The following is a 15506-nucleotide window of genomic DNA, read 5'->3' on the forward strand; positions in this document are numbered from 1 at the left end:
ATTTTATTTACTGTGAAGTAGCTCCACTTTCCTCCTTTAATGTATTTTTACTATTTTACCATATTTAAGGTAAGAAAATTAACCTTTTAATTCCTAAAACAAGAATTTCTATCCTTTTGTTCGTTTTATTTTAAGAGTTCAAAATAAGTTGATAGAGCAGCTAATGCATATAATGGTGCTGTCTCTGCCCGCATGATACGTGGTCCTAATCCAACAAGTTTTGCTCCGGCTTCCTCAAACAAAGCTATTTCTTCCAGTGCAATACCGCCTTCCGGTCCAAAAACTAAAAGAATTTTTTGTCCGGCTTGCAAGTCGGCAACGCTTTGGGCAAACATCGACTGCTCTCCCTTTTTAGCTGTCTCTTCATAAGCAATCAGCACTTGATCAAACTGAGAAAACTCTGCAACAAGCGCAGAGAATTTTTCAAAAAAGCGGACCTCTGGGAGAATTTGACGCTGAGATTGCTCTGCCGCTCCTAGGACGATTTTATCCAACTTTTCTTTTTTCTTTGAACGTTTTTTAGCATCCCATCTCGCCACAGACCATTTAAATGGCGCAGCCCAAATGCTGCTTACACCGAGTTCTGTTGCCTTTTCACTGATAAATTCTAGTTTATCTCCCTTCGGAAAACCCACAGCCACTGTTACTTGAATCGGGAGTTCCGTTTGTATATCGCAGATTTCTAAAAGGCGAACTGTTTTTTCTCCACTCGAAACCACCTCGGCCAAACCCACCCGTCCTTCTTCAAAGACGAGCTGTAGCTTTTCCCCAGCATTGGCACGCATAACTGTAAAAATATGATGTGCAGCTGCTTTGTTTTCGATAGTGAATACTGTGCCTATTTCTGGCTGATTTTTAAATATAAAATACTGATTTGCCATGACTTAGCCGCCAATTACTCCTTCACGGTTTTCTGTTTTCTTGAAAATCACACAGTTCCACTCCCCTTGACTCATACGTGTCTCGAGGAAAAACCCAGCCTTCTCCGCGGTTTGGATAACTTGATCTGCTTTGTCCGCAATAATACCGCTCATAATTAGATAACCTTCGTCTTTAACTAAGTGAAAAGCATCTTCGATCATCAAAACGAGAATATCAGCTAAGATGTTAGCCACAATAACATCTGCTTGGTGATTAATCCCTTCCAATAGGTTGTTAGACGAAACAGAAATTCTCTCTGTACTGGGATTGAGTGCGATATTTTCACGTGCCACACGAACAGCAATCTCATCGATATCATAGGCATAAATATCATTCGCTCCCAGATAGGCACTGGCAACAGACAGTACACCAGAGCCTGTACCCACGTCCAATACAGTTTCCCCACCTCGAATAATTTGCTCCAAGGCATAGAGACTCATTTTTGTTGTAGGGTGCGTACCCGTACCAAAAGCCATGCCTGGATCAAGACGAATCAACTTCTCTACTGGTGATTGAGGTGTATAATCTGTCCAACTTGGGACAATCGTCAAATCGTGGGTGATGCGTGCTGGTTCAAAATATTTTTTCCATGCATCCGCCCAGTCTTGCTCCGCAAGATTATTTGTTTTTACTGTCACATTCGTCACATCAAAACTTCCAGCTAGAGCACTTATCTTTTGTTCGATATCTGACTTCAACTCTGTGATGGGCAAGCTTTCTGGGTAGTAAGCTGTAACTTCTATCATTTCTGACTGTTCTACTTTCGGGAGTATTTCACCAAAAAGGTCTTTGTGATTAAGGTAGTCGGCGCTATCTTTGATTTCAACACCTGCTGAACCTGCCTCAACTAAAATATTACTGATAGCCTCCTCTGCTGCTCGAACGATACTCACGGTGATGCTGTTCCAATTGTTCATTTTACTTTCCTCTGCTCTTGAATTTCTATTAATAACGTGGATACTTGAAGAAAGTCGTTTCTCCAAGAGTCTCTAAGCCTTGTTCAAACTTTTCTTGTTCGAACTCAAGCATAAACTCTTCTTCTTCTGAACTTAAGAAATCCATCAGGGCATCAAGTCCCTTATCTGCTGTTTCTTGCAAAAACTCAACAAAGTAAGCAATATATTCACGTGACAAACCTTTGTCTGAATAAGCAATACCTGCCAAGTAATCTTCCTCTGAAAACTTGGATTTTTTTGGATTATAAAAAATAACGGTGTCTTCATAAAGAACATTTTCTTCTGACTCCACACCATCTGCATCCAAAAGAACCACACCTTCTGGATTAGCAGCTTCTAACAAAAAACTGACTTCTACTGCAAAATTACGTTTGTCCCAATTTATCTCAAAATCATAACTAAAATTTTTGCTTAGCTCTTCATCTAAAATGTCTAAAAAACCATATTTCGCCATTTTTCACCTCTTTTTCTGTTGCAGTTTGCTGCTCCCTCTGCGACTAAAGCTGCGCATGGAAGACAACAACTCCCTAGGAATTATCTGAGTTTCTTACAACTTTGGAATACTTTTCTGTTATAATTATACCAGAAATAAAAATTATCTCTAGAGAGAACCTTATGAAAATCAGACCTATTGAACCCCATGATTTCGCTATCGTGGCACGTCTTGAAAATCAAAACTGGACTTTAAAATCCACACCGCTTATTATTAACAGTTCAGCGGAAAAAATTATGAAAAAAATCTTAAAAGGTACGCGTTATCTCCTTGCTGAAGAAAACGGAAAAATTTTAGGTGTCTTGGATTACGGCCCACGTCACAAGTCAGAGTTTGGTGCTCATGTCCTCACTTTTGGTATCATGACTATTCAGGAAGCTCGAGGAAAGGGTATCGCAACCCAACTTATCCAGTACCTCATCCGTGAGGCACGTGCCGAAAATTATGAAAAAATCACAATCAATGCGATGTCAAGCAATCCCGAAGCTTTACATCTCTACGAGCGTCTTGGCTTTATACTTGAAGGGCAGCTGAGAAAGGAATTTTACATCGATGGAACTTACGTTGACAGTTTGATTTACGCTTATTATCTCTAATCCCTAAGGAGAAGCTATTTATTATGACTCATCAAAACCTAGCACGACGAATGCGCCCACGTAATATTGACGAAATCATTGGTCAGTCCCACCTTGTGGGTCCTAAAAAAATTATTCGCCGAATGGTGGAAACAAAACTCCTTACCTCAATGATTCTTTACGGACCACCAGGTATAGGTAAAACCTCAATTGCTTCAGCAATTGCAGGGACAATGAACACCGCCTTTCGGAGTTTTAATGCAACAACTGACAGTAAGAAAAAGTTACAGGAAATAGCAGCAGAAGCTGAATTTTCTGGTCAACTGGTCCTGCTCCTTGATGAAATCCACCGTCTTGACAAGCCCAAACAAGATTTTCTCCTCCCTTTACTTGAGAATGGACAGATTATTCTTATTGGTGCCACCACGGAAAATCCTTACTTTAGTGTTGTTCCCGCAATTCGAAGCCGCGTTCAGATTTTTGAGCTAAAGCCTTTGGAAAGTGATGATTTACAGAATGCTGTAAACCTTGCCCTTGAAGATAAAAAACGGGGCTTTGATTTCCAAGTCACTTTGGATGACGATGCGCTCTATTTCCTCGTCCACGCAACGAATGGAGATTTACGCGCCGTTTACAACGCTTTAGAGTTGGCTGTTTTATCCTCTGAAGACCATCACGTTACTTTAGACGATATGGAAAACTCTTTACAGCGTAAAGCGCTTAGTTTTGACAAAGACGGAGACGTCCACTATGATTTACTCAGCGCTTTGCAAAAGTCAATCCGCGGCTCTGATGTAAACGCAAGTTTACACTATGCTGCCCGTTTAATTGAAGGGGGAGATTTACAAAGTTTAGCACGTCGCTTAACTGTTATAGCCTATGAGGATATTGGTCTAGCCAATCCTGATGCTGCGGTACACACTATGCTTGGCTTGCAGGCCGCAGAAAAATTAGGTTTTCCCGAGGCAAGGATCCCTTTAGCAAATATCGTTATTGATTTGGCGCTTTCTCCCAAGTCCAACGCTGCTTATGTAGCTCTTGATACTGCCATAGAAGACTTAGGAAAATATGGTAACCTACCTATCCCCCCACATTTACAAGATGGACATTACGCTGGTGCTAAAGATTTGGGAAGAAGTGAAGGATACAAGTATCCCCATAATTTTCCGGAACACTGGGTAGCTCAGGATTACCTTCCTGATAAGCTACGTAAAGCAGATTATTTTCAACCGGATGCAACAGGAAAATATGAATGGGCGCTCAATGAGCGAAAAAAATGGATTGAAGGGCAAAAGAAAAAGCGTTAGAAATAACGATTTTTCTGGTTCTGTACACTCTATGAGGCTGGGACAAAAGTCCAAAATAATGGAAAGTCGCTCAATTACGGTCATTAAAAATGTCGTGGTTGAGCGATTTTGAATTTTTAGTTTTGGACAAAAACAGTCAAATTTCGACTTTTGTCCCAGCCTCATTTTTTACGCAAAAAAAGCCATAGTAGTCCGCTAAAATAGTAGTTACGACACAACACATTTTAGTTAGGACTCCTATGACTCATTCTGATTCTATCATACTTTTGCTAGGCCTCAAAGCCTCAGACTTAGTTTTCCTGCAGGAAAATCATTTCCGTTTAGCTTTTACAAAGCTGATAGGTAAGCATGAAGCACAAGTTTTTACTGCTACTTATCAACCAAAGCAAATGGTTTACCCTACTTGTGGCGTCATTTCTGAAAAGCACAAGGTTCGTGATTACAGGATCAATTTTTTTATATTATTTATTTTTAAATCCTTTCAAAGCTCTCAGAGCATAAAGAATCGAAACCACATCGATGAGCTCCTGAAAAAGTGCACCGATAATCGCTGGTATAAGCCCTGTTGCGGCAATAAGCATCAAGATGACACATATAGTAATCCCAATCAAGACAGACTGCTTCGCAATTTTTAGGGTATCGCGACTAATATGAACAGCCTTGACTACTGAAGATAAGTCATTTTTCAAAAGCACGATATCCGCTGCTTCACTTGCCACAGTATTATTCCCTGTACCGATAGAGATGCCGACATCAGAGAGCGTCAAAGCTGGAGCATCGTTCACCCCATCACCAACCATAATAGTTGGATGAACACTTGATGCCTCTATTTTTGCTAACTTTTCTTCTGGTAACATACTGCTATAGACTTCAGTAATTCCAACCTGTGCTGCGATTTTATTTGCTACACGTGCATTGTCACCCGTGAGCATGGTAATATGGTCAAAGCCAGCCTGACGCAAGTCCTTGATGACTGCTGGTGCATTTTTGCGTAAACTATCCGAAAAGGTTACTGCTCCGATATATTGTCCCGCACGCGAGACATAAAAGGCCGTTTCAAAGTCTAAGCCCTCTGGTGCTCCGACGAAGTTTGCCCGACCAATTTTGATGAGCTGGTTTTTTATTTGTCCTGTAACACCTAATCCCGCAACTTCATTCAGATCTCCCAACTCTAACGCATGAACACCATGTGACTCTGCATAGCTTGATACTGCTTTGGCTAAGATATGATTAGAAGATCTCTCTATAGTGTAGACAATTTCAAGTAATTCTTCACGAGAAACCCCTTCCACAGGTACAACTTCATCCACCTCGATTTTACCATCGGTAATGGTTCCAGTCTTATCAAAGAAAATCGCTTTAGCAGTCGCTAACTTTTCAATGATTGTTCCATTTTTAATAAGAAAACCATTTTTTGATGAACGGCTCATCCCTGATACAAACGCAATTGGTGCAGCTAAAATAAGTGGACAGGGGCTGGCCACAACAAGAACCTCCGCAATACGCACAGGATCCCCTGAAACGAAGTAAGCAACAGCCGCAATGACATAAGCCATGGTCGTAAAGGGTACAGCATATCGGTCAGCTAAACGCACAAAATTAGCAGGTGTCTCCGCCGCTTCACGAACCAAGGCAACAATTTTTTGAAATTGTGATTCGCTCGCGGCTACGCTTGTCTGGATTTCAATGCTTGAACTGCCATTGATTGCTCCTGAGAGAACTTCATCCCCTTGTTGAAGTTCCATCGGTTTAGCTTCACCAGTAATAGAGGATTCATCCAGAAGAGCAGCTTCTGATAAAAGCAAGCCATCAATAGGCACCACCTCCATCGGCTTAATCAAGAGACGTGCCCCAATCTCGACATCATCCAATTCCATGTCAATAACTTTACCCTCTCGCACGACATGGGCTATCTCAGGTGTTTTCTTCAGCAAGGCCGAGAGCTCTCGGTTAGCTCGACCAGCCGCATAGTCCTCTAATGTCTCACCTCCAACTAACATGAGAATAATAATTAATGAAGCCCAATACTCACCAACTAAAAGTGTCGCAATGATGGCCGTAATCGCCAATAAGTCCACACCATAGTTCCCTTTACGCAAGGTCTTTATCATCTCAATAAACATCGACAAGGCCAAAATTCCCCCTGCGATAGTGATAATAAAACGCGCAATTTGAGGTGCATTAAAAGCAAACTGAGCCAAAAGAGACACAGCAGCTATGAAAAATACTAAAACAAGTTTTTGCCAGTTTTTCATGTCTTCTCCTTATAAAATAAATTTCTGAAACTTTGCCCTGTTTGACTCCGAAGAGTTTTCATCGAACACTGATTTGCTCGGGATAGAAAAATAATCTTTGTCGCACTTTGATTCCGAAGAACTGAGCTTTTATTCTATAAGTTACAACATCCTTGTCTATATACTAGCAAAAAATGGTCCATAATTCTAACCTCATGACTGTCAAACATATTTGTCACCCTTCATTTTTCCCACACTATTAACGAAAGAAAATGTCAAGTAAAAATACTTTACAAAGCTTGCTTTTTGAAAAAGATTAGTGTATTATGGTAAGGTACGTTTTTGGGAGCATCCAAAACGAAAAAATTTACGGAGGAATCAAACTATGGCAGTACCTGCACGTCGCACTTCTAAATCTAAGAAAAACAAACGTCGTACACATTACAAAATGACAGCTCCAACTGTTACTTTTGACGAAACTACTGGTGACTACCGTCACTCACACCGTGTTTCACTTAAAGGCTACTACAAAGGCCGCCAAGTAAGAGACGCTAAATAAAAACAGTAAAAAAGTCAGAAAGGAACCGTTATGCGCGTAAATATTACACTTGAACACAAAGAATCTGGTGAACGTCTTTACCTTACTCAAAAGAACAAACGTAACAACCCAGACCGTTTGGAGTTGAAAAAATACTCTCCAAAACTTCGTAAACACGTTATTTTTAAAGAAGTTAAATAAGGGTTGATTACAGGTCAATAGACTTGTAAAATATTGATTTAGTGCGATTGTTGAAATTTTGAATTTCAGTATATTGCATTAAAAATCACTTGAAACTCTACCTTTTTCTCTAGCTTTGAGAAATAAAAACAAATGGGGAATCAAGACCAACGCTGTATTAGTGCTGGTTTTTCTTATCGTGCGGAAAAAATTAAGCATTAAATCTCTATCAAAATAGACTTAATACTCACTCAAATACTCTTGTTTTCTTCCAACTGTATAATTTGACAAACTTGGCGCTTATGCTGTAATGAAATTAACGAAGATTTGTGGGAGTGGTTTCTCACAGCTATTTATGGGTCACAGGGAGCTGTGGCTCATTTTTTATATGAAAAAACCGTCAGATTGAGTAAGTATGACGGCTTGAAACATGGAATTAGTGGCGCTTGTTCGACCGTTTTCTCAACCAGTCCTTGAACAGCTCACGGACTACACCCACCACTATAATTGTTCCGAAGATTTGCAGAAGCATTTTCTCACCCCCTCCCTTAGGCATCTCTGCATTGGTTAGGTGCGCCTCAATTATTATAGTATAATCAATGACCGTGGAAGATAAGGTTAGGTAAAAACGCCCGCATTTCCCCCAAGTTTACCCAATGGCGGATGAATACAACTTATAAAATGAAAACACAGCTTATTATAAAAATCTGTGTTTTCTTGTTTTTAAAATTATCTATACTGAGTTTTTATCTTGCTTTTCATCAGAGTTTTACTGGTGGATGATGAGGACGGGCGGATACCTCTATAAGCGGAGACAGAATTTGCCATTCCAGTACCAAACAAAACTCCTGCAACGTGTCCATATTAACCATGACGTGAATTCCAACCTGTTCTAGGACCTCCAGGAGTACGGAGCCACCATGAGTGATTGTTTGAAGGTGCACGACTTGCAACATCAGGAAAAGCACGATCATCACCTGATAAACTTATAACATCTGCTAAAGAAAGCGAGAAAGCCTGTTGTTCACCTCCAGCTTCTATAGAAATTTTTTATTCATTTTATTATTTCCTGTTCTTAACGTTCTATTCGGCTATTTTCGTTTAATTCTCTTAGAATTATGAGCTATAATTATCTTGCAATTCCAAACCGTCTGACTTAAGAGCATTGCTACAAAAAATGTTATCGTCAGTGGATTAAAGATAATCGTAAGTAAAACAAAAGATATTGCCAAAATACTACCAGAAAAATAGTGGTGCAGCTGTCTCTTTATATTCATAAGCTTTATCATGCGAACACTGGTAAGATAAAACAAAAGTGCACAATTAACCAGTATTAATAATACAGCAGACACTACTACTATGAAATTCACGGATGAAGCGATAGCGAAAAATATCAAAGCAATCAAGTAGGAGATAATTTGAAGTTTTGGTAGCCTCTTTTTGTAAAAATTAATCTCTTCTTCTTTTTTCATAAATGCAATGTTTTGAAAAAGGAATATACCAATACTACTCAAAATAAAACTTACCTGAATCACTGTAAGGAGACCTAAAAGGCTATCAAAATCTTTGAAATTGACAGGCTTTGAGATGAATATCAGGAAGCTAGCCCCAAGAAAAACTAGACAACTATAAATATAAGTTTGTATGTTTTTATTCATAAGCCAGATTAATAGAAAAGACGAAAATTGCCCATGGCATAAATCGCTGCAGTTGCTGAAAATAGTGCGAGAGACACAACGGAACTAATAGTTACTTTTTTTAAAATTTTATTCATACTCATTCTCTATTTCTAGCCCTAATGGGGCATTTATAACAGCAATTCAGCTTTTTAATACATTGGAACACTACCTTTCGCTAAATTTCACTGATTTGATAACATCAATCAACCAGAAAATGCAGACCACTAACGCAAAATGTATATAATCATCATAATTACCTCCTCTATTATCTGAATTTTTTTATTTTGCTATAATTATATTATACAATTCATTCTACATATGCGATTTCTTGAACCTTAGCTATTTTCTAAAATATATTTGCATTTATTTTTTACAGTAAAGTCTTATGAAATTCTGCTATATGTGGCTTCCGTGCAATGATTAAGAGATTATCTCACTTCAAATATAGTTGAAACAAAGGAGCGCCAATGCCTAAAAATTCACCTCTTGGAAAAATTTATCATGATTTCAGAATTGCAAAAGGCTTCACTCAAAAAGAAGCAGCCTCTAACACACTTTCTATCACTCAACTTTCTAACTTCGAGCTTAACAAAAGCATGGTGACAACAGATATTTTTCTAGCCTTGCTTGATAATATTTTTGTCTCCTTATCTGAATTTCAATATGTGTATCACCTTACAGTACGGGAAAATAAGGATTATCTTTCCACTAAACAAGAGGCCTTTCTGTCACAAAATCCTGTTCAACTTAAAAATTTAATTGACCAATATAATAAAAAAATCAGCGAGAACATTCCCAATAAGAAAAATCTTTTGCTTGAAAAAATAAGCGTTGAAGCATTACTCAGTTTAATTGATGAAGATTATGATGTTTCAAAAAATGATATTCAATTTATAAAAAATCATCTTTCAAATACTAAGGAATGGGGAGAGCTTGAAATACGTCTGCTTGGACATAGTGGGAAAGCATTAGATTTAGGTACCCTTTCTCAACTCACTTATAAAATGATAGACCCTAAGCAAAGAGGATTAAATAACCCATCAGTGTGTAAAATGACATACAAAGCCAGCTTAAACATACTTGATTTGTTTATCAGCCAAAAGCAAGAAAATCTTGCACTTGGCCTAATTACCCATTTGGAAAATAGTGGCATCTCTGAGTACGATTTGTACGAAAAAATTCGATTTATCTATCAAAAAGCTCATTTTGAGTTTGCATTTGGTGATAAAACTGCTGCTTTAGAAAAAATGCAACAATGCCAGAAAATTTTTGAATTCAGTGAAGCATTCGATACCGCTAAAATTCTTATGGTGGAGATTAAAGCTTTAAAAAATTCTCTTGAATAATCGAATGTTTCGATATGCCATTGAATAAGATACCCTTCAAACAAAAATACCAGCTCTAGCTTTTTTTAGTTGCATTTTCTGAGGTGGTCAAAAAGCCCAAAGCCAAAGGCAATGCGCTTAGTGAGTTTACAAAAATTGTTCTTAGCTTCAAGTGAGCTGTTGGAATAGGGGGAGACCTCGTGAAATAATCTGCTCATGTTTAAGCAGATAGCGACAGCTCTTTTTGAAGTCCTCAGACAAACTTTCAGGCATGCTTTTAATAACTTGAAAAAAGTCAGAAACAGACTTGTTTGAAAGGTGTCCAAAGCGCTTTGATAGACCTCATAAGCCTAATGAAGCTGCTGACTATAAGCCAAAAGATAATCAATGTTCCCACCTTCTGTCCGCCATTAACCGCGAAAAAAGAGGAACTCTTTTCAATACACTAGCCTGATAACTTTCACGTTTTGTGCTGTTTCTGATATAATCAATTTTCTAAAATCATCTCACAATATCTGTAAATAAAATCAATGAGTACTTGCTCTGATTAGAGTTCTTTGTCAGGAGTCTAGATATGCCACATACTCTCGATAGCAGTCGCGGTCTACCTATAACCATCAGCTTCTATCTGAAGAACACCTAAACTCTATTATCCTTCTTTTTTTCTACGCCTCAAATTGAATACAAGCATACTTATCAATCCAAATATCAAACCAGCCCCAAAAACTATGACCCAGCGCCAGTCAAAGTAACTTACAGTCATGGCAGAGACTTGTGGTGTAGTATCCTCAGCTTGGATAGGTTGTGCAAAGAAGTCAAATATCCCTTCTTTATCATTGCCTTCGGTACGTGTGTTCTTGAACACAGTCCCAAACTGCTCCTTATAAGCTTGGCTTGAGGCAAGCGCACCGGACCCAACTTTAATGGTCTGATCTGTATCAGCCATAGTCTTCTCCGCATCGTGTTTGGTCTTGTCTACTTGCGCCATCAGGTCCTCAAAGTCTTGCTTGTTATCCTTAATAGTCTGCGCACTTTCAAAAGTTTTATCCGCTGTCTCACTCGAACTTTTAATCAGACGAGAAATTGATGCATACAGGTTTGCATTGGCCGCTTCATCGCCATAAAGTTCTGCCTTTCCTTGCGCTTGACCTGCCCATTTTTCGGCTTTGAGCTGAACAAGGTCTGATTGCTTGGCTTGCCAGATGTCCGTTGAACCATCAATAAGCGTCATGGCTTGACTGTACCAATTATTTAATTCCTCCTTGCTTTGACTGAAATAATCTACGGGTACATTAACCTGATTCAAGCGTTCATGGTCTTTTTGAATGTTGTACATGACGGCTGATATGGCTTTGATTTGAGTGATGATACTTGTGATATTATTTCTGCCCACATCATAATAATTACCCACTTCCTCTCCACTTTCATCCAGATAATCGAGGATAAGTGCGGGATAGATTGCGCCATAAGACTTATAAACTGACGTGTCTTCTTCAAAAAAGTTTGCCGGTGGATTTTTGGCATACTCTTCAAGCTCTTCATCCGGTCGCCCATAAAGGAAAAGCAAAAGCTGACTTATCGTATCCAGCTTACTGAGGTAGTTGGATATAGGTCCAAATCCTTTTGAACCGATGTACTCCTGTGTCACATCACGAGGCATTAATATCAGATGCTCTGACTGCTCAAAAACAACTTTGTTTTCTTCCTCATCATTTGTCACAATAAAATCAAAGTATGCTTCTTCAGATTTTCCTAAGTCAATGCTGTATTCAAAGCTGACAACAGTATCGAGAGCGGGAATAGCAGGTTTAGTAATATCCGCAGGCAATGTGACAGAGGCACGGGGTTGAGGTATCATTGGAGGATTCGTATCGACTTCAGGAGCTGTAATCTGTGGTTCTTCTCCCTTATAGTCCTGCTTGTTGTAAATATGATAGCTCCCTTTATGCCCAGAAGCTTGCTCAGCCTTAAAACTGGTATAAAGCGGTTTTGGACTAAAAGTAGGGAAGCCCTCGTTTGGAACAAGTGGTTGGCCATTTAACTCTGCCTTTACTGTGTAAACGGCATCCGCAGGAACTTTGATACGAAGTGTTTTCTTCACGGTTTGTTGGGTCACTTCTTCGGGAAATATAAGGTCTAAATCAGGAGTCTCTCCAATGTTATTTTCTTGATTTTCATCATGATTAAGGGCTTGGCTATATTCTGCGATAAGCTTGAGCTTATTGTCGTAACCCTGTCGATCAAAATCAGTATTTTTCTCCAAGTGGTCAAAAAGAGACGTGACTGCTTCTTGGTTATGAGGAAGGTGCCGCAAGAGCGAGAGAATTTTATCTTGATAATCCTTTATTGGTCCATCTTTCAAAATGTCATTATGGTCAAAAGTTTCACCAATTTTCTTCGCCAAGGCTAATTTGCTGTCTGATTTTTTAAAGCTATTATGAGGTAAATCAAAATTTTCAAGACTGATGTCTTGGTGGAGGGCAAAGTATTCTTGGAGTAACTTACTTTCAAGTGTCAATAGTTCCGTTCTTGAAGCGCCCATGTTTTGAAGTTGTGTTTCAAAGTCGGCTTTGGTCACTGCGATGGCCTTATTATACTTGTCTGCCAAGTCTTTGTACTCTGATTCACGGTGGTTAAACTGATCCAAATCCCCATTACCATCCACAGAAGATAGACCGGCGAATCCCCGCCAAGTGGCGGTGTCTCCCTTAGATAATTGATAGATATAACTGTCAAAGTTATCATCATAAAACTTCTTATCCTGCGCACCTTGATGAGTCAAAGCTTGATTGCCATTGTAGATATTGGTATACAGAATCTCTTTTTGGCTTTCAAAATAATCAGCCAGAGGTTTTTCTTGCCTGCTTAAGGCCTCAGATGTCGCTTTTAGACCGGCTTTCGTTGACTCTGTAAAGGCATTTTGACTACTTATCCATGAGGAGTTCTGACCTTGGAGCATGTTAGAAAAGCTCAAAACCGAGTCATAACCTTGGTGAGTTTGCGTGAAATCAGGCAGTATTGTTCCAGACAAGACGCCCAAGATTTGTGTTTGATGATCCACCACACCATTCATATTATTCTGAGCCTCAGCAATATTTCCGGCTACTGAGGCATAGTACATCTTGACAATGGAGCGATTGAAATCCCCTAAAACCTCAGAAACTTTATTTTGCAAGGTCTGTCTATTGAGGGCAGAATGATCGGTCTGTACCTTATAATCCATCCGCGCCTTCGTTGGTGTCATGGCTTGCAAGGTCAGTATATTCTTTGAAAAGGACTGTGGGATATAGATTACTGCATCTACCGAATGTTCACTATAAGCTCGGTCAGCTACCGAGCGTGACACCACCTGCCAGTTGTAGGCTGTATCGCGTGACACCCGGTTGACAAAGTCCTTGCCAAAAGTATAAGCCCTCTTGTTAAAACTGCCTGACTCGTCTTCATTGACCAAAGCAATGGTGGGTTTAGCCAGGTTTTCCTGCTTCTCCTCTCTTGTGACCGTCATGAAAACGAAAAGTCCAGTCAAGAGCAAGAGCGCAACTGAAAACAGGACCAAACTCATGATTTCTATGCGCTTAAATACTGAATTTATTTTTTTATGAACCATTTTTTAACTTCCTAAGGGCTGCATCGTTGATATAGGAATAGGGAAGAGATATCCGTTCCATAGCTGCCAGCCACTCGTTTTTTCCTTTCATCTTCGCCTTCCAGTGTGTTCAAATTTTTTTGAAATTGTCAGGGAAATTTTTATCCATTTTTCCTATAAGAGAGTGCGTAACTTTTTTCTAGAATTTCAACAAACTGAGGAAAATCCTTCTTTTTTACAGGGAGATAATCCAACTTGATTTCATGTTTATTCAGAGTTTGTACCCAATCTTCGTTAATCCATTGAACTTCTGGTTTATTTTCAGCGGTCAAGACAAGAGTAAAGATTGAATTGTTCGTACTCTTGCGAAAGTCCTTTGTGGTGAGATAGAGGATGCGTTCTACAGGGACTATATAGCTTTGTTTTTCACTTCCATAAGGATAAACAATGAGTGTTTTCTTATCCAGTTTCAAGTAAAGTTTTTTTCTGTCTTTGATCATCTTGAGACCACTTAAAAGCAACAATATTACTGCTAAAACAATGGTTAAACTTAATACCAGAGTTCCTCCAATAGTGTAGTATACATGTAAGGAAGAACAATCAAACAGATTATGGCAAAGGCTGTCAGTACAGAGCCCTTTGCATTTCCTTTAACGGTTAAGCTGTCTTCCTCTTGTATGATATTTTTCATTTTCTACTCTTTCTTTTAGAACAAATGAGTTGTGATTCAGTATATGTTTTATTGATAATGAGATGATATGTTTTTTATCTAGACTCATCGAAAACCTATCAATTTATAAGATACTTTTTTTCCAATATTTGACAGTTCTCTATAGTCTGGTTGACCGTAAACTTCAATTAACTCTTCACTCAATTTTTGTACTTTTGGAGTTAATTTATCTAGCGCGCTCAATGATAAGTTTAGCGAGTTGATACAATCTGAAAATTTCATATTAGCACTTAAAATATTTTTTTTGCATCTCAGTAAATACTTTCTTTCCTTCTTAGAAATCTCCATTGTATCCTCAGATAATTTGCTGATTCTTATCAAAAATTTATTTTGTCTGTCTGTTAGCATGTTTCCCTAATACCCCGAATAAGCTGGGTTCCCTTCTGATATCTTTTGTTGCGCCTTTATTACTTCTTCATCACGTTTCTTTTCTTTTTCTTTGGCTTCTTTATCCAAATATTCTTTACCTGTTAACTCCACAGTGGTAGAATTTATTGATTTAGCCATATTCAGAGCCTCGGAAATATTGCTCAATACTCCTGTAGCAGTATTGGTGCCATGATATTTTATTTCACTATCTTTCTTAGGAATCATATCAATCCCTATATTAGCCCCCTCATTACTCCCTAAATATTGAAATAATCCAGACATGTTTCCATTACCATTAATTATTTTAACTAAATTATTAGTTGTTTTGTTCACAACATATTGAGTTGTAAAACTCGTACCAGCATACTCATAATCAACAGATATGATTTCTAATATATCGCTATCCGAAATTGTTTTATCATGGGAAATTTTTGCAAATTCTCCAACAATAAAATCCCAAACATTCTTAATGGAGTCTCCAGCTTTCAAAGCATTTGCTTTTTGAGCATTAGCATACAAGGCAATTACTTCTGATATAGTCATGCCTGTAGCTTGGACAATCCTATCCAGTTCTGTCCTTGTTCCTTCGCTCATATTAGCTATTTCTGCCTGC

Annotated in this window: 14 protein-coding genes; 5 read left to right on the plus strand and 9 right to left on the minus strand. The window is 38.7% G+C overall.

Annotated elements, in window-relative coordinates:
• Positions 1 to 125: 125 nt before the first annotated feature.
• From B4H39_RS09430 to B4H39_RS09440, 3 genes are read right to left on the minus strand one after another with little or no spacing between them, the layout of a single operon-like run.
• Positions 126 to 881 carry a 16S rRNA (uracil(1498)-N(3))-methyltransferase gene (locus tag B4H39_RS09430; RefSeq protein ID WP_251420408.1) on the minus strand — a complete coding sequence of 252 codons (756 nt, stop codon included), beginning with the start codon at positions 879 to 881 and terminating at the stop codon, positions 126 to 128.
• Between the two features lie 3 nt (positions 882 to 884).
• Complete coding sequence (gene prmA, locus B4H39_RS09435) at positions 885 to 1838, minus strand: 50S ribosomal protein L11 methyltransferase (protein WP_251420410.1); 954 nt, start codon at positions 1836 to 1838, stop codon at positions 885 to 887.
• A 28-nt stretch (positions 1839 to 1866) separates the two neighbouring features.
• A complete protein-coding gene (locus tag B4H39_RS09440) occupies positions 1867 to 2331 on the minus strand; it encodes a DUF3013 family protein (protein WP_251420413.1) in 465 nt (154 codons plus the stop codon).
• Positions 2332 to 2492: 161 nt separating this feature from the next.
• Here B4H39_RS09440 and B4H39_RS09445 point away from each other — a divergent pair, with 161 nt between their 5' ends.
• Positions 2493 to 2966, plus strand: coding sequence for a GNAT family N-acetyltransferase (locus B4H39_RS09445; protein ID WP_202231277.1), 474 nt, complete (start codon positions 2493 to 2495; stop codon positions 2964 to 2966).
• A 23-nt stretch (positions 2967 to 2989) separates the two neighbouring features.
• The gene (locus B4H39_RS09450; RefSeq protein WP_251420415.1) at positions 2990 to 4252 is read left to right on the plus strand and encodes a replication-associated recombination protein A; all 1263 of its coding nucleotides are present in this window, start codon (positions 2990 to 2992) and stop codon (positions 4250 to 4252) included.
• A gap of 461 nt (positions 4253 to 4713) precedes the next feature.
• On the opposite strand, the gene B4H39_RS09455 is transcribed toward B4H39_RS09450, so the two are convergent.
• The gene (locus B4H39_RS09455; protein WP_251420418.1) at positions 4714 to 6507 is read right to left on the minus strand and encodes a heavy metal translocating P-type ATPase; all 1794 of its coding nucleotides are present in this window, start codon (positions 6505 to 6507) and stop codon (positions 4714 to 4716) included.
• 364 nt (positions 6508 to 6871) lie between these two features.
• Here B4H39_RS09455 and rpmF point away from each other — a divergent pair, with 364 nt between their 5' ends.
• The 3 genes from rpmF (at position 6872) to B4H39_RS09470 (ending at position 10229) form a co-directional block, all read left to right on the plus strand.
• Positions 6872 to 7045, plus strand: coding sequence for a 50S ribosomal protein L32 (gene rpmF, locus B4H39_RS09460; protein ID WP_202230060.1), 174 nt, complete (start codon positions 6872 to 6874; stop codon positions 7043 to 7045).
• Positions 7046 to 7075: 30 nt separating this feature from the next.
• Positions 7076 to 7225, plus strand: a complete 150-nt coding sequence (gene rpmG, locus B4H39_RS09465) for a 50S ribosomal protein L33 (RefSeq protein ID WP_003135293.1) — start codon at positions 7076 to 7078, stop codon at positions 7223 to 7225.
• A gap of 2125 nt (positions 7226 to 9350) precedes the next feature.
• Positions 9351 to 10229 (plus strand): Rgg/GadR/MutR family transcriptional regulator, encoded by an 879-nt coding sequence (locus B4H39_RS09470; RefSeq protein ID WP_251420421.1) that lies wholly within the window; start codon positions 9351 to 9353, stop codon positions 10227 to 10229.
• A gap of 628 nt (positions 10230 to 10857) precedes the next feature.
• Here the strand turns inward: B4H39_RS09470 and esaA are convergent.
• The 5 genes from esaA to B4H39_RS09495 all read right to left on the minus strand — a co-directional run.
• Positions 10858 to 13815, minus strand: a complete 2958-nt coding sequence (esaA, locus tag B4H39_RS09475) for a type VII secretion protein EsaA (RefSeq protein WP_251420423.1) — start codon at positions 13813 to 13815, stop codon at positions 10858 to 10860.
• Positions 13816 to 13955: 140 nt separating this feature from the next.
• The gene (locus tag B4H39_RS09480; RefSeq protein ID WP_251420426.1) at positions 13956 to 14294 is read right to left on the minus strand and encodes a hypothetical protein; all 339 of its coding nucleotides are present in this window, start codon (positions 14292 to 14294) and stop codon (positions 13956 to 13958) included.
• A 50-nt stretch (positions 14295 to 14344) separates the two neighbouring features.
• On the minus strand, positions 14345 to 14485 hold the full coding sequence (locus B4H39_RS09485; RefSeq protein ID WP_251420428.1) for a hypothetical protein: 141 nt from the start codon (positions 14483 to 14485) through the stop codon (positions 14345 to 14347).
• Between the two features lie 84 nt (positions 14486 to 14569).
• The gene (locus tag B4H39_RS09490; RefSeq protein WP_251420429.1) at positions 14570 to 14872 is read right to left on the minus strand and encodes a hypothetical protein; all 303 of its coding nucleotides are present in this window, start codon (positions 14870 to 14872) and stop codon (positions 14570 to 14572) included.
• A 6-nt stretch (positions 14873 to 14878) separates the two neighbouring features.
• A partial coding sequence (locus B4H39_RS09495) for a hypothetical protein (protein ID WP_286927568.1) occupies positions 14879 to 15506 on the minus strand: 628 nt, incomplete at its 5' end.

The organism is Lactococcus sp. UBA7128 (genome assembly GCF_002492185.1).
Taxonomy (GTDB): domain Bacteria; phylum Bacillota; class Bacilli; order Lactobacillales; family Streptococcaceae; genus Lactococcus; species Lactococcus muris.